The sequence below is a fragment of the Hyphobacterium vulgare genome, from assembly GCF_042643335.1.
In the GTDB taxonomy this organism is placed as follows: Bacteria; Pseudomonadota; Alphaproteobacteria; order Caulobacterales; family Maricaulaceae; genus Hyphobacterium; species Hyphobacterium vulgare.
Map to the genome: position 1 here is coordinate 115,616 of NZ_JBHRSV010000020.1, position 16,568 is coordinate 132,183.

The following is a 16,568-nucleotide window of genomic DNA, read 5'->3' on the forward strand; positions in this document are numbered from 1 at the left end:
TACACGCAAGGCGTGCTTGGGACGTCCAGACCAAGGAGACGGCAGATATGTTCACTCCCCTGAAACTCGGCGCTGCCGCCATATTCGCGTCGCTCACGGCGCTGGCTGTCGCGCCGGCGGCCAATGCGGGCACTTGGCATCTGGATGCCCGCGCCTGCCCCGACATCCGCGAGGACTACCGCGACGCGCGCCGCTGGAGCGGCCGCGGTGACCGCCGCGAGGACATTCGCGATGCACGCCAGATCCGTTGCCCGGCCCGCGCCTGGTCCTATCAGCCGGACCGCTATGAGCGCAGCTATCACCGCGCCGGATATTCGACGCCCGGCATCGTCTATCAGGCCCGTTATGGCGGCTATTTCACGGTCGATCACTATGGCCGCCGCACGCCGATCCGCGTGGTGATCCACAATGCACCGCGCTATGCCCACCGCCCGGGAGATCGTGACCGCTACGACCGCTACCGTGATCGCCATCACCGTTATCGCGATCGCCACGGTTACCGCGGCTGGTAGCGCCGGTCCGGCAGATCAAGGGAAGGCCGCTCCGTGACCGGGGCGGCCTTCCTCATGTGATCGTCAGCACGCCGTCGAGATAGGGCAGGGCACGGCCGAACAGCGTGACGCGTTCCCCTGAGGGCGACACTTCGAGCGCGCCCGGCCGCGGCCCGATCTGCCGTGCCGTCAGACGCGATTTGCCCAGCCGCTCCGCCCAGTAGGGGGCGAGTGTGCAGTGCGCGGACCCGGTGACCGGGTCCTCCATCACGCCGGAGGCCGGGGCGAAAAAGCGCGACACGAAGTCGGTGCGGTCGCCGGGTGCGGTGACGATCGTGTTCGTGTTGGCGATCGCCAGCGCGCCGTGATCGGGCTTCAGGTGCGCGATCACGCCTTCATCGGGATAGACGACAAGCTTGTAGTCCGCGCCATGGATGCGCTTCACGTCGAACACCGCGTCCGGCGCGCCTCCGCCCAGGGCTTCCTCGATCAGCGGATTGGACAAACCCGGCTCATACCCGACCTTCGGCAGGTCCATCGCGAACAGGTCGCCGTCGCGCCGGACCGTCAGCCGTCCCGACCGCGTGTCGAACTTCGCCGCCGCGCCCGACACGGCATCGCGCCCGAACAGCCACGCCCCGGACGCAAAGGTGGCATGGCCACAAAGATCGACCTCGATCGCGGGGGTGAACCAGCGCAACTCCCACGTATCGGCCTCACTGGGTTTGCGCACCAGAAAGGCCGTCTCGGATAGGTTGTTCGACCGCGCGATCCCCATGAGGATCCGGTTTTCCGGCCAGCCATCCAGCAGGCAGACTCCCGCCGGATTGCCGGTGAAGGGCCGGTCGCCATCGGGGAAGGCATGGAGTTCGGCATAGGGAAGTGTCGACATGTCGTGTCCCTGAATATGTCTATCCCGGCAGTGGAACGAGTTGCGCGCCGCGCAGACCGTTGACGATCATTTCCACCGCCAGCGCTGCCAGGATCACCCCCATGATGCGGATCGAGACGGTCCGGGCGGTCTGCGACACCATCCGGTCCAGCAGGGGCGCGACGATCAGCGCCGCGCCGACGATCGCCACCACGGTGAAGATGCCCGCGCCATAGGCGAGGAGGCCACCGAGCGTCCCCGTGCTTTCCGAGAAGATGATCAGTGTCGACATCGTGCCGGGCCCGACGATGATCGGGATGGTCAGCGGATAGATCGCCGGATCGTCGACCGCGTCCTGCTGTGCGCGCTCGCCGGGCTGACCGGCATGGCTGGGGTGGCGGGCACCGGAAATCATCGTCAGCGAGATCGTGAACAGCAATATGCCGCCCGCGATGCGGAAGGAATTGATGTCGATCGAGAAGGCCGACAGCACGGCCCGTCCGGCCACCGCCACGAGGATGCAGGTAATCAGCACCGCGATCGTCGCGCGGATCGCGACGGCCTGGCGCTGCTGGGTCGTGCGGCCTTCCGTCAGCGACAGGAAGATCGGCATGTTCACCGGGGGGTTCAGGATCGCGAACAGGGCCGCCGTGAAGCGCACATAGAAATCGAGATCGAACATGGCGCGCTGCGATTCCTCCCCGGGGTGCGACGATCGGCACCTTGCCCCGATTGCCTCGGGTGCGCAAAGGGTGGTGCATGCAACCCACGCGAATAATTCCGGACCGCCGTGGACCGCTCGCGCCCGGCATCGACGAGGCGCTGATCGAGCGTGTCGTGCGCGGCTTCTATGGCCGCGTTCGCGAGGATGACATGCTCGGTCCGGTCTTCGATGACGTGATCGAGGACTGGGAGCCGCATCTCCGCACGATGATGGATTTCTGGTCGTCGGTCCTGATGATGACCGGGCGCTATCATGGCCGGCCGATGCCGAAACACATGCGCCTGCCGATCGGCCGCAATCACTTTGTGCGCTGGCTCACCCTGTTCGAGGCGACGGTGAACGAGGAATGCGAGGGCGAGGCCGCGGCGCTGTTCATCGACCGCGCCCACCGCATCGCGGATTCCCTGCTTCTCGGGCTGAGCTACTCGCCGTCTTCCCAGGGGCCGAGCGGGCCGTAGACCGGCAGGTCGAGCGCGATCTCCGGCTCGGTGGCATCCCAATCGGCGGCGACGCTCGAATCAAGCGCGCGCCCGTCTGCAAAGGTGAGCAGGGCCGACCGCGCGTCGTCCCGCGCATCGCCGCGCAGTCGGTCCATGTCGTTGCGCATCCGCCGGCGCTGGCGTTCGACATCGTCCTCGAAGGCGTGGAAGGCTTCGACCGCTTCGGTCGCGGCATCATCATTGCCCGCGCGCGCGAAGTCGTCCGCCATCTCGGCACGCACGGTTTCGATCTCGCGGTAGGCGCGCATCAGTCGCGCACCCTCCCGTGCCTCCCAGGCATCGATTTCGGCGACAAGTGCCTGATAGGTGGCGGTATTCTCTACCAGTCCTGCCGACCCCGGCCGGATCGACGCGTGGGAAGTGAAATACTCGACGGCGTCGGATGTCGGGCGGGAATAGGCATTGCCCCAGTCGTGCACGCTGGGTCCGTTGACCAGGCCCAGCTCGGGATCGACGACGAGGATGGTCGGCGTGGCATAGATGACCGGAACCCCGAACCGCACCGGAATCTCCTGATGGCGGTTGCGCATCCCGACATCGACATAGACCAGTTCATAGCGTTCCAGCACGGGCTGCATGGCCTCGCTCGCCATGTGCGACGCGAAACCGATGCTGTCATGGCACCAGTTGCCCCCCAGCACGACGATCACGCGGTGACCGGCCGCGCGGGCACGGTCCAGCGCCGCATCGACCGCGGCCGATGCATCGGCCGTCTCGTCGAACGGACGGATGTCGTCATCGGCGAGGGTTTGACCTGAGAGGATCAGGAGGAAAATCAGTGCAAACGCGCGAAACATCGTGGAATCCGTCATCCGTCTTGAGAATGCCAGCATAGCGGCTGGCGCGGATGACGCGACCGGTTTCGCGGCAGGCAGGGTGGCCCTGCGAGGCGGGCGCACTGAAGCCCGCCTCGTCGAAACCGGGAGGGGCTACTTCTCCTTGCCGACTTCCTTCTGGGCCTTGCCGAATTCCTTCTGCACCTTGCCCTGGGCCTCGCGCAGCTTGTCGCCGGTCACCTTGCCTTCGGCTTCCTTCAGACTGCCTTTGGCGAAATTGGCATCGCCCTGTTTCTTCACCGTGCTCATGTGCGACTCCGATTGAAATCGTCCGGTCGCTGTCCCGGCAGATCAACGCCCGGATCGGCAAGGCGGTTCCGCGATGTCAGCGGCTGTCAGCGATTTCAGCCGCGAGGCCGAGCAGCGCCTGTTCCAGCGCGTTGAAGCCGGTTTCGGCATCGGCCTCGCGCACGAAATGCTCGTCGGTACCGTTCACGACATAGCCGATCGAGATCCGTCCGTCCGGCGTCACCCACGCCCCGGCGACGAGGCCATAGGCTTCCCCGGCATGCCCGGTCAGACCGCCCGGCCAGCCTTGGGCTTCGCCCGGTTGCACGAGGCGCGGCCCCAGCCCCCAGGTCTGCCCCGGTGCGCGCCACATCGGCCGCGTCAAGTCGTGGCCCATGCCCTCCGGCCCGAAGGCCTCGGCCAGCAGCGCCATGTCGTGCGCGCTCGCCCGCCACCCGCCCTGCGGCGAGAACAGCGTGCCGTTCTGTCCCGGCTCATAGCTGTCGAGGCTCGCCCCGTCCGCCATCAATATCGTGGGCGCATCGCCGTCCAGCATGGCGCGTCCGTCGACCTGCTCCACCCAGATACTGTCTTCGCGGACGTAAAGCGTTGCGCCGTTGCGGCGGATTTCGGCAGGAACACCCGACCAGTTGAACCCGGTATGGCCGAGGCCGAGCGGTTCCAGCACGCGGGTCCGTGCAATCACGTCGAAACGCTCCAGTACCGCTGCTTCCATCGCCGTGGCGAGCAGGCCGTAATTGATGTTGGCGTACTCCCAGCCCTCCTCGGGCGCGTGATCGGCCCAGTGCGGCTGGTCCAGCAGGGTTTCGATCCGGCCCGGATGCGCCATCCAGTACACGTCCGGGTCGCGGATTCCCGACGTGTGCGACAGCAGCATGCCGGGCGAAATCCGCGCATCGGGGTCAAGCGGGTGATCGAGCGGGAAATCGAGCCAGACATGAAGGTCGGCGCTCAGCACGAACCATTGGTTCAATGCGATCTCGTGCGCCGCCAGCGCCGTCACCAGCTTCGAGACCGATGCCGCGCGGACGGGTGACCGCGTTGTCATCGGCCGCAGCGGCGTGATCCCGTCCGTGTCGAATTCGGCTGTTCCGGTGGCCCCTTCGAAGACGGTCTCGCCCTCAATCCGGACAACGAGTGCGACGCCGGCGATCGCCTCCGCGCCCTCCCGGCGCACGAGCGCGTCCAATTCATCCTGCGGCGGCGGCGTGCTCGCACAGGCGGTGAGGGTGAGTGCAATGAAGCAAGTGATCACGGTGCGCATCCGCGGACCCTAGCAAACGGCCCGCTTCACCGGCACTGAAATCTACGAGCCGAAACGTTCGAGCAGGCGTTCGATATAGTCGATCTCGTCCTGCGGCCGGCCCTGTTCGGCGGCGCGTTCACGCAGTTGTTCCAGGATGCGGCGGGCGCGCTGGCGCGTGTCCTCGTCGGGAATGTCGACGCCGGTGCCAGACGAGAAGGAGCCGCTGCCCGGACGGCCGAGCGGGTCGTTCTCGCCCTCTTCGCCTTCCGCGCCGCCCTCATTCTCGGCCATCCGGTCGAGCATGTCCTGCGCAATACCTTCCGCGCCTTCGCGCAGCGCCTGCAGAGCCTCGTTCTGGGCTTCGAGCGCGGCTTGTGCATCGCCCTGTTCCAGCGCCTCCTGGGCCTGACGCATGGCTTCCTGCGCGCCTGAGAGCGCCTCTCCGGTTTCCGCGCCGGGGAAGCCTTGCGCGATGGCGGCCAGCTCTTCGGCAAGACGGCCCTGTTGCTGCGCCAGAGCCTGTGCCTGTCCGCCACCCTGCTGGTCCTGCGGTCCCTGCATGCCGGACCCCTGGCCTTGCTGCGGCGGCGCATTTGGTTCACCGGGCAGGCCCTGGCCCTCTTCGGTCATGCCGAAAGTCTGGTCCTGCAATTCGCGCTGCTCGCCGATCACGTCGCCGAGTTCCTCGAGCGCCTCGCGCATCGCCTGGGTCAGCGCGTCATCGCCCTCACCGGAGCCGCCCTGCGCCATCTGCATCTGCAGATTCCGCAGGAGTTCCCCCAGCGTCTGCAATGCCCGGCGGGCATCGGCGGTATCGCCCAGCTCGGCGGCTTCGCGCAGCGCGTTGAGGAGCTCCATCAGGCCCTGCGTATCGAGACCGCCTTCGCCGCCGCCCTCGGCCATCTCGCCGCTTTCGGCAGCTTCGCGGGCGAGCGCGGCGAGGTAGTTTTCCATCGCCTGCTGATAGGCTTCGAACAACGGCGCCAGCTCGCTTTCGTCGGCGCCGCGGGCGAGCGCTTCCATCAGGGCGCGCTCGGCGGCGCGCAGTGCGGCCTCGGCGTCGGACAGCGAGCCGAGTTCGGCGCGCAGCGCGATCTGCCAGAGATTCTCCTCGACGGGGCCGATCTCGTCATGGCTGCGGGCGCGGCGGATTTCCAGCAGCGTCCGTCTGAGGCCGAGATAAACGATCGGGTCGTCGAAGAAATATTCCGGCGCGTCGGTGATCGCATCGATGGCGTCGGCGGCGTTCTGAAGACCTTCGGGCGCACGTTCGATCCGGCGTTCGGGTTCCTCGCCAACGAAGACCGGGCCGGTCGGCACGTCCCCGGACAGGATGATCGGCAGCTCCGTCAGCTCGGCATAGTCCTCGCCGCGTGCGCTCATCACGTCTCGGCGCTGTTCGGCCACGGCGCGTGCCAGCGAGTCGAGGAAGATCCGTTCCGGCAGTGTAAAGGCGATCGACGGCGAGCGGCCGGTATTGTCCGCTGCATCGGTCGCGGTCACGCGGAGATCAACCCGCGAGCCGGCGAGCCGGTGCTGGCCGGTGTCGACAATGGCGCGGAAGCCCTCATCGGTTTCGGCAGTGGAGGCGGGCTGGATTTCGAGACTGTCCCACTCGGCGTTCTCGTTGCCGCGCCGGCGGAACTCGACCGAATAGCTGACCGCACCATAATCGTCGTCGGCCCGGAAATGCAGGACGAGTTCGCCGGTGGCCCGCGCCTCGGGCGCGTCGGTCAGGCGCACGACCGGCTCGGTATCGGGAATGATGTGGATGCGCCAGGACTGGCGGCGGCCGCCGGCGCGCAATTCCGGAATCGCGTCAGTCATCAGCGGGATGCGGCTTTCCCACACGCCGTCGCCGATGCGCCGGTTTTCGCCGCGTTCGCCATCGAGCCGCAGCGAGGGTTCACGGCCCACCCCGGCGGTCCGCACGATCAGCGTCGAGCCTTCCGGCGCTTCGATCCTCGCCATGTCCTCGCGGATGATGACGGGCGCGCGCCCGGTATAGGCCGGCGGGTCGAGCCAGGCATCGACCGTCAGATCGCCGCTCGACCGGTAGATCGGCCGAAGCCCGAAGGCATCGCCCAGTCGTCCGGCGGAAAACTCGCCGGCGACGCCGACGCCGACGATCACGAACAGGACGAGCGCGACCCGCAAGCCCCAGGCGTCGATCGCAGCCCAGGCCGCTTTCGGACGGCGGGCATTCGCCCCTGACAGGCGGGCCGACATGCGATCGCGGTGGGCCTGCCACAGCGTAACGGACACCTCGTCCCGGCCGGCCGGCTGGTCGAGCAGGGCTTCGTGCGGCCGCGCCGTGATGCCGGAATCTTCCTCGACCCGGCGCGCAGCGTCCTCATGGGTCGGGCACCGGAAGTGTTTCAGGGCACCGCGAACAAACCAGCCGGCCAGACCCAGCCCGGCCAGCGCCGCCAGCGCGCGCCAGGGGTCGCCAACCGCGTCCCACAGGCCGAACAGCGCCAGTCCGGCGTACACGGCGAGCAGGATCGCGACCGGCCACAGGACCGGCGCAAGGCGCTCCCACCAGAGCGCGGCAAAAGCCTTGTAGAGGGCGAACCGCTTCATCGGTTCAGAAGCTATCACGCCTTCCCGGCGCGAAAAGCCGCGGAGTCATTACACTTTGGTGAGTCAGAGCGGCGTCGCCGTCTCGCCCGCAAGGGTGAACCAGGCGGGGGGCGGACGGTCGAGATCACCGCGCAGGCCGCAGGCCGACAGGGTCAGCGCCGACAGCGCGATGAGGGCGATGGTGAGGCGTTTCTTCACGACGTCGCTCCTTGAAGCCGGGCGCGCCAGCGCGCCACCTGTTCTTTAACCCGGACCGGGGCGGTTCCGCCATAGCTGGTCCGGCTTTCCATCGAGGCCCGCGCCGACAGCACCGAGAACACATCCTCGCGAATGTCGGGATCGACGCTGCGGAAATCGTCGAGCGTCAGGCCGGACAGCGGCACGCCCTTCGATTCGGCCAGCTTCACCGCCGTTCCGGCGATGTGGTGCGCGCTGCGGAACGGCTTGCCGAGTTCGCGCACGACATAGTCAGCGAGATCGGTGGCGTCGGAATAGGCCTCGCCCGCCGCCTCGGTCATCGCCTCGGTGTTGAAGGTCAGATCGCCCGCCATGCCCGTCATCGCGGCGAGCGCCAGTTCAAGATCGTCGAGCGCCCGGAAGACCGGCGCCTTGTCCTCCTGCAGATCCTTGGAATAGGCGAGCGGCAGGCCCTTCACCACGATCAGCAGCTGGGTCAGCGAACCGATGATGCTGCCCGGCTTGGCCCGCACCAGTTCGGCGGCGTCGGGATTGCGCTTCTGCGGCATGATGGACGAGCCGGTCGACCAGGCGTCGGACAGTTTCGCGAAGCCGAAGCGGCGCGACGTCCACAGCACGATCTCCTCGGCGAAACGCGACAAATGCGTCGCCGTGATCGCGGCCGCCGAGAGCACTTCCAGCGCGAAGTCGCGGGAGGATACGGCGTCGAGGCTGTTGCCCATCGCCCGATTGAAGCCGAGCGCCTTTGCGGTGCGGTCACGGTCGATCGGGAAGGCCGTCCCGGCCAGCGCCGCCGCGCCGAGCGGGCTTTCATTGAGGCGCTTCTTCGCATCGGCAAAGCGGCCGCGATCGCGTTCGGCGGCCTCGACCCAGCACAGCAGGTGATGACCGAGGCTGATCGGCTGCGCCGTCTGCAGATGCGTGAAGCCGGGCATCACCGTATCGGCGTGTTTCGCGGCCTGTTCGACCAGCGCGGCCTGATAGGCGGCCAGCGCTGCGTCGGCGCGGTCGCACGCCTCGCGCATCCACAGCCGGAAATCGGTCGCGACCTGGTCATTGCGCGACCGCGCGGTGTGCAGACGCCCCGCCGGGTCGCCGATAATCTCCTTCAGGCGCGACTCCACATTCATGTGGACGTCTTCCAGTGCCTTCGACCATTGCATCGCGCCGGAGCGGACCTCGTCGCGCACCTGTTCGAGGCCGCGCTTTATCGCCGCGCCATCGGCGCTTGAAATGATACCCTGTGCGGACAACATCTCCGCATGGGCAATCGAGCCGGCAATGTCCTGCTCGGCAAGCCGCTTGTCGGTATCGATCGAGGCGTTGATCGCCTCCATGACCGCCGACGGGCCGGCTTCGAATCGCCCGCCCCACAAGGCATTCGCCTGCTGGGATCTGGAATCGCGGGAGTCGTCGCGGCCTGTCATGGGTCGGCTCCTGATGGGAGGGAGGGCAGTCGCCCGATGAAGATTTCACCGCTCAAGGCCGGGCTGATCGTCCTGCCTCTCGTTGGTATTGCCGTGTTCCTATACGTGGTTTTCGCGGCCATGAACAATCCGTCGCATGGCGCCTTTTCCGACTATGCGACCGGTGAAATGCGCCAGCTCGAATTCCTCGATGCGCCGCCGCCCCGCCCATCCACCGCCTTTGTCGACGGCGAGGGCAATACGGTGACGCTTGCTGATTACGAGGGCCAGGTCATCCTGGTGAATCTCTGGGCCACCTGGTGCGGGCCGTGCATCGTGGAGATGCCGGAACTCGACCGGTTGCAGGCCGATCTCGGCGGCGCCGACTTCCAGGTCGTCACGATCAGCCTCGACCGCTCGATCGAGGAACCGCGCGAATTCTACGCCGAGAACGGGATCGAACATCTGCCGCTGCTGCACGAGAACACGTTCGGCATCGCGTCCGCAGCGCAGGCGCGCGGCCTGCCGATGACGATCCTCTACGACCGCCGCGGCATGGAGATCGCGCGCATGCCGCGCGACGCCCACTGGGCGAGCGAGGACGCCTACGCCTTCATCCGCGCCGCGATTGCGATGGAGTAGGCGGCACGTCGCATTCTCACGCTGAACGAAGAAGGCCCCGGAGCGTGCTCCGGGGCCTTCACTCTTAAGCTGGGACAGCCCGGTTAGCGCGTGAAGCGGAAACCGAACTGGGCGCTCCAGCCATATTCCTCGTACTGGGCGTTGTAGTCGCCCGCCGCGTAGCGCTGCACCGCGTAGAACGGCTCGTCGGAGATGTTCTTGAACTCCAGAAAGCCGCGGAACTGTTCGGTGAAGTCGTACTCGGCCGAGAAATCGACCCCGAGATGGTCGGTGTAGAAGCGGTCGACGCCGGCGCCGCCTTCGTCGATCGTGGCAAGGTATTCGTCACGGTAGGACAGGGCTGCACGCACATCCCACGGACCGTCGTCATAGCCGACAATGACGTTCCAGACATTCTGCGACTGGTTCGGCAGCGGAATCGAGCGGCCGGTCGGCAGGGTCACCTCGGAGTCGACGAAGGTGTAGTTGGCTCCGACGATCAGGCCGTCGAACGGACCCGGCAGGAAGGTCAGCGCCTGCTGGTAGTTCAGCTCGATCCCGAACAGGTCGGCTTCCGGCAGGTTGATCCAGGTCGCACCCTCATCGATCTGGATGTTGTTGACGATGACGTTCTGGGTCTCGATCTCGGCGACGAGATTATCGATCCGCTTGAAGAACACACCGCCCATCAAGACCGAGTCACGGTTCGGATACCAGGCCAGCGAGACGTCGAAATTGTGCGCCTGGGCCCGGTCGAGATCCGGATTGCCGTATTCGGCCGCGACGTCGTTGTTGTCGTCCTGTTCGATGAAGACACGCGGCGCGGCGGCTTCGATCGAGGGGCGCGAGATCGAGGCGTAATACGCCGCACGGCCGACGAGATTGTCCTCGAAGGCATAGCGGAAATTCACGCTCGGAAGCACGTCGGTGTAGTCGTTGGTCGCCTGGGTCGGCGTCACGAACAGCGTATCGCCGTTGATGACCTGGCCGTTGTAGGTGGCGCCGTCCTCGACGAACAGGGTCTGGTTGCCGCGCGCATCGTATTCGGTCTGCTCGATACGCACACCGCCGACGATCCGCAGTTCGTTCACATCGACGCTCGCCATCGCATAATAGGCAAACACGTCCTCGTCGGCCGTGTAGTCCGCTGCCGTCGACTCGATCAGCGTGTCTTCGGCGTGCAGATCAAAGGCATTCCGGTTCGCGAAGAAGAAGTTGCGGACCATGTCCGGATTGGCGCCCGGCCCGAAGGTGTCGAGTCCGTAATTGACCGTACCGAGGAAATCCGTCAGCGGCAGGTCGTCGTCGCCGGTGAAGCCGGCCGGAGCGGTGAAGCCGTCATAGACTTCGAGATCGAGGTCGTAGGACTTGTTGCGCAGGCGGCCGCGGACACCGGCCTGAACATAGCCCGGATGACCGAACAGCGTGGCTTCGCGGCGGAAATTGAATTCACCGGCCCATTCGAAGTCGCGGGACAGGCCGTTGGTGAGCTCCAGACCGTCGAACTCGTAGTTCGCCGGATCATAGTAGGCGTTCGAGCTCGCCGCGTCGCCGAAGATGAGCGTCGGGGTGGCGCGATCGGCGATATCGAGACCGAAGGAACCGAAATCGAACTCGGCGCGCCATGTCGTGTCGAGACGGTTCGGCTCGGCTTCCTCGGCATAAGCGTAGGACAGCGCGTAGTCGAAGCTCCACGGGCCACGGAAATGTTCGCCGCCGACGAGCGCGGTCCAGATTACCTGGTCTTCGTAGCGGTCCTTCAGGTCACGATCGACGCGGAACTCGTCGCTGTTGGTCCCGTCCACGAGGAAGCGCGTCCCGCTGCTGGCCGGCGTGTTGTACTCACCGCGTTCGAAACCGTTCTCGATACGCTGGCGGTATTCCTGGTCGGAGAAGTCGGAATAGAGCGTGCGGAGGAAGAAGTGGTCCTCATCGTTCGGCTCGAAATCCAGATTGAGCGCGATCGAAAGGCGCTCGCGCGTGAGCGTGTAGTCACGCAGTTCGAACTCTTCCGGGAAGGGGACGGTCTCGCCGAGATCCCAGGCCCCGTCGACTTCCATGTTGTCGGAGCCGAAATCGCGGTTCTGATAGGCGATCGAGCCGGCAAAGCCGACGGTCGGCGACAGGCGGCCGGCCGCGGCGAACGAGCCGCGATAGCCCCATTCCTCCTGCAGTTCGGAATAGATACCGGCGGCGCGGGCGCGCAGGAAGAATTCCTGCTGATCGAGACCGTTCAGCGTTTCGATCTCGATATTGCCGCCCACCGAGTCGCCGTCCATGTCCGGGGTCAGCGACTTGGTCACCACGATGCCGGACAGGATGTCCGCGTCGACCACGTCCAGCGGGACCTGACGCGCGTCGGCTTCGGGAGACGGGGCGCGGACGCCGCCGATCGAGACGGTGTTGAGATTCGGGTCGATGCCGCGGATCGAGACGAAGCGGCCTTCGCCCTGGTCGTTCAGCACGTTCACGCCGACAGCGCGGCGGGCGGCTTCCGCGACGTTTTCGTCGGGCATGCGGCCGATGGCATCGGCGGACAGAACCGAGACGATGCCGTCGGCGGCGCGTTCGCGGTTGAGCGCACTGGTCAGCGCGCCGCGCTGGCCGATGACGAGGATGTTGTCGCGAAGCGGAACATCCAGGCCCACCGCGATGACGGTATCAACGGTTTCGGTCTCGTTCGTGATCTCGACGACCACGGTCTCGACCTCGGCCCCGAGATAGGAGACTTCCAGCGTGTACTGTCCGGCCGGAAGGCCGCCGAAGCGGAATTCGCCCGCCTCGTCCGAGGTCACGGTCTGGCCGGTTTCGGCGACGCGAATGATCGCGCCCTCAAGCGCATAGGCGCGCGTGGCTTCAGTGACGCGGCCCTGGATATCGCCGGCGAGTGCGTGACCGGCAGAAGCGAGCGCGAGCACAGAGGCTGCGCCGAGCATGGCGAGTTTCATCCGCATGAAAGTGTCCCCTCGACAAGACTGGATTCCTCCCGGTCGGACAATCCGACCGGATTGGGCGGGGACATGACTCGATTGCGCGACAGCTTGATGAGTGTTCGGCGACAGTGATTTGTCACCGATGCGACAATTCTTTGAATGACTTGATCAATGCACCCCGTTCCTGCAGGAAATAATCCGAATCCGGGGGCTTTCGATGAAGTTCAAACTGGTCTGCTCTGCCGTCCTGCTGCCGATCCTCGCCGCCTGCGAGACCACGCCGCCGCGCGCCGATGTGGCACAAATTCAGGCTTTTGCCGAAACCGAACGGGTGGCGAGCACCGGCGATGCGGCGGACGACCCGGCGCTCTGGATCGCTCCCGATCCGGCCGAATCCCGGATTGTCGGCACCGACAAGCAGGCCGGTCTCTATGTCTATGATCTCGCCGGCAACAGCGTTCAGTTCGTCGCAGCGGGCCGGGTCAACAATGTCGATATCCGGCAGGGTGTGGCGCTGGGGCCGCAGGTGCGCGACCTCGCCGTCGCGAGCGATCGCGACAACATCGCCCTGGCTGTCTTCACCATCGATGCCGAGAGCGGTGAACTGGCCCCGGCGGCGAACGGCCTCATCCCGATCGAGGGTTTCGTCGACCCTTACGGCGCCTGCCTCTATCACGCGGCCGATGGCCGTCTTTACGCCTTCGTCACCGACCGGGATCCGGGGACGGTCGTCCAGATCGCGCTCGGCTGGGACGAGGCGGGCGTGACCGGCGAGGAAGTCCGCCGTTTCACGGTCGGATCGATCACCGAGGGCTGCGTCGCCGATGACCGGACGGGTCAGCTCTATCTCGCCGAGGAAATGGTCTCGGTCTGGCGCTATTCCGCCGAGCCCGGCGGCGGCGATGCGCGCGTGGCAGTGATCCCGGTCGACGGCGTCCACCTGACGGAAGATGCCGAAGGCCTCGCGCTTGTCGAGCGCGGCGACACAGGCGGCTGGCTGTTCATCTCCAGCCAGGGCGATTCCAGCTACACCGTCGTCGATCTGCAGACCTTCGATGTCGCCGGACGGTTCGGCATTGGCGGCGGCGCAATCGACGAGGTCTCCGGCACCGACGGGATCGAGGTGAGCGCCGCTGCGCTGCCGGGTCATCCCCGGGGCATCATGATGACCCAGGACGACGAGGACGACGAAGGCGGGCAGAATTTCAAATTCGTCGATCTCGGAGCCATCCTCGACGCACTGGGCCTCGAATAGCCATGACGCCTTGCGTTATGTAACGCATCGCGTTATATCTTGGGCATGATCCGGAGCTTCGCCGATCGCGAAACCGAGACCATCTGGTCAGGCCGGCGGAGCCGCAAGCTGCCGCCGGACATCCAGACCGTAGCCCTGCGGAAGCTTCGCTATCTCAACCAGGCACGGGCACTGGATGATCTGCGCGTCCCACCGGGCAACCGGCTGGAGGCGCTGAAGGGCGACCGGCGCGGCCGGCACGCCATCCGGATCAACGGCTAGTGGCGGATAGCTTTTGTCTGGAGTGATGGAGGTGCGGATCATGTCGAGATCGTCGACTAACATGGCTGAAGCCGATCTTTTGCCGAACCCCCATCCGGGCGAAATCCTGCTACACGACTTTCTGGAGCCCATGGGGCTCAGCCAGAACGCGCTCGCCCGCGCCATCGGGGTGCCGCCGCGCCGGATCAACGAGATCGTGCTCGGCAAGCGCGCGGTGAGTGCCGATACCGACCTTCGGCTCGCCCGCTATTTCGCCATTTCCGAAGGCATCTTCCTCGGGCTTCAAGCGGACTTCGATCTGATGCAGCGCCGCCGCGAGATCGCAACCGAGCTTGACCGGATCGCGCCCCGCGCGGCGTGAATCGAAAAGCCCCGGCGTTTCCGCCGGGGCTTTTCAATTCAGGCTGTAAACCCGCTCAGTAACCGGCCTTGGCCAATTCCGCGTCCAGTTCCGGCAGCGCCTTGAACAGGTCCGCCACGAGGCCGTAATCGGCGACCGAGAAGATCGGCGCTTCCTCGTCCTTGTTGATCGCGACGATCACCTTGGAGTCCTTCATCCCGGCGAGGTGCTGGATCGCGCCGGAAATGCCGACGGCGATGTAGAGCTCCGGCGCCACGACCTTGCCGGTCTGGCCGACCTGGTAGTCGTTGGGCACGAAGCCGGCATCGACCGCGGCGCGGCTCGCGCCCACGGCGGCGTTCAACTTGTCGGCGATCTTGTCCAGCAGGTGGAAATTCTCACCCGAGGCCATGCCGCGGCCGCCGGAGATGACGATCTTCGCCGCCGTCAGTTCCGGGCGGTCAGACTTCGCCAGCTCTTCCGACACGAAGGCCGACTTGAACGGACCGGCGGGCGCATCGACGCTCTCGACCGGCGCCGAGCCGCCGTCGCCGGCCTTTTCGAACGTCGTGCCGCGCACGGTGATGACCTTCTTCGCGTCGGTCGACTTCACCGTCATCATCGCATTGCCCGCATAGATCGGGCGCACGAAAGTGTCGGCGCTTTCCACCGAAGTGACGTCGGAAATCTGCATCACGTCCAGCTTGGCCGCGACGCGGGGCATGAAATTCTTCCCCGTCGTGGTGGCCGGAGACAGGATGGCGTCATACCCATCAGCGAGCGACAGCACGAGCGCGGCCAGCGATTCCGCCATCGGATGCTCGAGATGGCCGGCATCGGCGTGCAGCACCTTGGCCACCCCGTCGAGCTTCGCGGCGGCTTCGGCGACGCCGGAAGCGCCCTTGCCCGCGACGAGGACATGGATGTCCCCGCCCATCTTCGAGGCGGCCGTCACGGCCGCGCGCGTCGCGTCATTGAGGCTCTTGTTGTCGTGTTCGGCGATAACCAGCACGGCCATGATCAGAGCACTCCCGCTTCATTCTTCAGTTTCGAGACCAGTTCAGCGACCGACCCGACCTTGATGCCGGCTTCGCGCTTCTTCGGCTCGCTCACCTTCACCACTTCGAGGCGCGGCGAGATGTCGACGCCGTAATCCTCGGGGGTCTTCATGTCGATCGGCTTGCGCTTGGCCTTCATGATGTTCGGCAGCGAGGCATAGCGCGGCTCGTTGAGCCTGAGATCGGTGGTCACGATGGCCGGGCCGTCGAGCTTGATCGTCTGCAACCCGCCATCGATCTCGCGCGTCACGGAGACCGACTTGCCGTCGATCTCGACCTTCGAGGCGAAGGTGCCCTGCGGCCAGTCAAGCAGCGCGGCCAGCATCTGGCCGGTCTGGTTGGCGTCGTCGTCGATCGCCTGCTTGCCGAGCAACACCAGGTCGGGGCTCTCCTCGGCGACGATCTTCGCCAGGATTTTCGCCACGGCGAGCGGTTCGACCCGGCCTTCGGCGGTGACGAGGATGCCGCGGTCGGCACCCATGGCCAGCGCGGTGCGGATCGTCTCCTGCGCCTGGGCCGGCCCGATCGAGACCACGATGATCTCCTCGGCCTTGCCCTTTTCCTTCAGGCGGATCGCCTCTTCCACGGCGATCTCGCAGAAGGGGTTCATGCTCATCTTGACGTTGGCGAGGTCCACGCCCGACTGGTCGGGTTTCACGCGGACCTTCACATTGTAATCGACGACCCGTTTGACGGGCACCAGGATTTTCATGCGCGTGCGTCTCCGGTTCCGGCTCTGGCAAGCCATCTAGGGGGCTTGTCCGGCAGGGAAAGGTGAGGGCGGAAACTGCCCCCCGGACCCTGCCCTGTCAACGTGACGCTAGGGTCAACTGGCAGGTGGGTCGGCGGTCGCTTCGCGTCCCCCTCTTGCGTCACCCCCGCGCAGGCGGGGGGGTGGATTCTCGTTTGAAGTGCAACAGGTGGTCTGAGAAGGCCTCTGCGGGGGTTCTGTAGTCAAGGCATTTGCGCGGGGTGTTGTTGTAGGCGGCCAGCATG

16 protein-coding genes and 2 pseudogenes are annotated in these 16,568 nt (G+C 66.0%); 6 read left to right on the forward strand and 12 right to left on the reverse strand.

Annotation, left to right across the window (positions count from 1 at the left end; genetic code table 11):
• Positions 1-47: 47 nt before the first annotated feature.
• Positions 48-512, forward strand: a complete 465-nt coding sequence (locus ACFOOR_RS11425) for a hypothetical protein (protein WP_343164651.1) — start codon at positions 48-50, stop codon at positions 510-512.
• A 52-nt stretch (positions 513-564) separates the two neighbouring features.
• Here the strand turns inward: ACFOOR_RS11425 and ACFOOR_RS11430 are convergent, their stop codons facing one another.
• Both ACFOOR_RS11430 and ACFOOR_RS11435 read right to left on the reverse strand, forming a co-directional pair.
• Entirely contained in the window at positions 565-1,383 is an 819-nt protein-coding gene (locus tag ACFOOR_RS11430; RefSeq protein ID WP_343164650.1) for a PhzF family phenazine biosynthesis protein, read from the reverse strand.
• Positions 1,384-1,402: 19 nt separating this feature from the next.
• Complete coding sequence (locus ACFOOR_RS11435; RefSeq protein WP_343164649.1) at positions 1,403-2,044, reverse strand: MarC family protein; 642 nt, start codon at positions 2,042-2,044, stop codon at positions 1,403-1,405.
• A 77-nt stretch (positions 2,045-2,121) separates the two neighbouring features.
• On the opposite strand from ACFOOR_RS11435, the gene ACFOOR_RS11440 reads away from it, so the two are divergent.
• Positions 2,122-2,544: a group III truncated hemoglobin gene (locus ACFOOR_RS11440; RefSeq protein WP_343164648.1), complete on the forward strand. Its 423-nt coding sequence runs from the start codon at positions 2,122-2,124 to the stop codon at positions 2,542-2,544.
• On the opposite strand, the gene ACFOOR_RS11445 is transcribed toward ACFOOR_RS11440, so the two are convergent.
• From ACFOOR_RS11445 to argH, 6 genes are all read right to left on the reverse strand, one after another.
• Positions 2,508-3,383, reverse strand: a complete 876-nt coding sequence (locus tag ACFOOR_RS11445; protein ID WP_343164647.1) for a thioredoxin family protein — start codon at positions 3,381-3,383, stop codon at positions 2,508-2,510. The two genes, ACFOOR_RS11440 and ACFOOR_RS11445, sit on opposite strands and share 37 nt — an antisense overlap.
• 132 nt (positions 3,384-3,515) lie before the next feature.
• Positions 3,516-3,671: a CsbD family protein gene (locus ACFOOR_RS11450; protein WP_343164646.1), complete on the reverse strand. Its 156-nt coding sequence runs from the start codon at positions 3,669-3,671 to the stop codon at positions 3,516-3,518.
• Positions 3,672-3,747: 76 nt separating this feature from the next.
• The gene (locus tag ACFOOR_RS11455) at positions 3,748-4,926 is read right to left on the reverse strand and encodes a serine hydrolase domain-containing protein (protein WP_343164645.1); all 1,179 of its coding nucleotides are present in this window, start codon (positions 4,924-4,926) and stop codon (positions 3,748-3,750) included.
• Between the two features lie 51 nt (positions 4,927-4,977).
• Positions 4,978-7,500 carry a DUF4175 domain-containing protein gene (locus ACFOOR_RS11460; RefSeq protein WP_343164644.1) on the reverse strand — a complete coding sequence of 841 codons (2,523 nt, stop codon included), beginning with the start codon at positions 7,498-7,500 and terminating at the stop codon, positions 4,978-4,980.
• A 63-nt stretch (positions 7,501-7,563) separates the two neighbouring features.
• Entirely contained in the window at positions 7,564-7,698 is a 135-nt protein-coding gene (lptM, locus tag ACFOOR_RS11465; protein WP_343164643.1) for an LPS translocon maturation chaperone LptM, read from the reverse strand.
• On the reverse strand, positions 7,695-9,125 hold the full coding sequence (gene argH, locus ACFOOR_RS11470; RefSeq protein ID WP_343164642.1) for an argininosuccinate lyase: 1,431 nt from the start codon (positions 9,123-9,125) through the stop codon (positions 7,695-7,697). The genes lptM and argH overlap by 4 nt, the downstream gene beginning before the upstream one ends.
• Before the next feature lie 36 nt (positions 9,126-9,161).
• On the opposite strand from argH, the gene ACFOOR_RS11475 reads away from it, so the two are divergent.
• Complete coding sequence (locus ACFOOR_RS11475) at positions 9,162-9,746, forward strand: TlpA family protein disulfide reductase (RefSeq protein ID WP_343164641.1); 585 nt, start codon at positions 9,162-9,164, stop codon at positions 9,744-9,746.
• An 83-nt stretch (positions 9,747-9,829) separates the two neighbouring features.
• On the opposite strand, the gene ACFOOR_RS11480 is transcribed toward ACFOOR_RS11475, so the two are convergent.
• On the reverse strand, positions 9,830-12,679 hold the full coding sequence (locus ACFOOR_RS11480) for a TonB-dependent receptor (RefSeq protein WP_343164640.1): 2,850 nt from the start codon (positions 12,677-12,679) through the stop codon (positions 9,830-9,832).
• A 196-nt stretch (positions 12,680-12,875) separates the two neighbouring features.
• On the opposite strand from ACFOOR_RS11480, the gene ACFOOR_RS11485 reads away from it, so the two are divergent.
• The 3 genes and pseudogenes from ACFOOR_RS11485 to ACFOOR_RS11495 all read left to right on the forward strand — a co-directional run bounded on the left by ACFOOR_RS11485 (position 12,876) and on the right by ACFOOR_RS11495 (position 14,535).
• A complete protein-coding gene (locus ACFOOR_RS11485) occupies positions 12,876-13,913 on the forward strand; it encodes a phytase (protein WP_343164639.1) in 1,038 nt (345 codons plus the stop codon).
• A gap of 45 nt (positions 13,914-13,958) precedes the next feature.
• A pseudogene (locus ACFOOR_RS11490) lies at positions 13,959-14,171 on the forward strand (type II toxin-antitoxin system RelE/ParE family toxin); the annotation flags it as partial.
• A gap of 43 nt (positions 14,172-14,214) precedes the next feature.
• Complete coding sequence (locus ACFOOR_RS11495; RefSeq protein WP_343164638.1) at positions 14,215-14,535, forward strand: HigA family addiction module antitoxin; 321 nt, start codon at positions 14,215-14,217, stop codon at positions 14,533-14,535.
• Between the two features lie 55 nt (positions 14,536-14,590).
• On the opposite strand, the gene ACFOOR_RS11500 is transcribed toward ACFOOR_RS11495, so the two are convergent.
• From ACFOOR_RS11500 to ACFOOR_RS15285, 3 genes and pseudogenes are all read right to left on the reverse strand, one after another.
• Entirely contained in the window at positions 14,591-15,532 is a 942-nt protein-coding gene (locus ACFOOR_RS11500) for an electron transfer flavoprotein subunit alpha/FixB family protein (protein ID WP_343164637.1), read from the reverse strand.
• A 2-nt stretch (positions 15,533-15,534) separates the two neighbouring features.
• Complete coding sequence (locus tag ACFOOR_RS11505) at positions 15,535-16,284, reverse strand: electron transfer flavoprotein subunit beta/FixA family protein (protein WP_343164636.1); 750 nt, start codon at positions 16,282-16,284, stop codon at positions 15,535-15,537.
• A 160-nt stretch (positions 16,285-16,444) separates the two neighbouring features.
• Positions 16,445-16,568: pseudogene (locus ACFOOR_RS15285) on the reverse strand (IS30 family transposase); the annotation flags it as partial.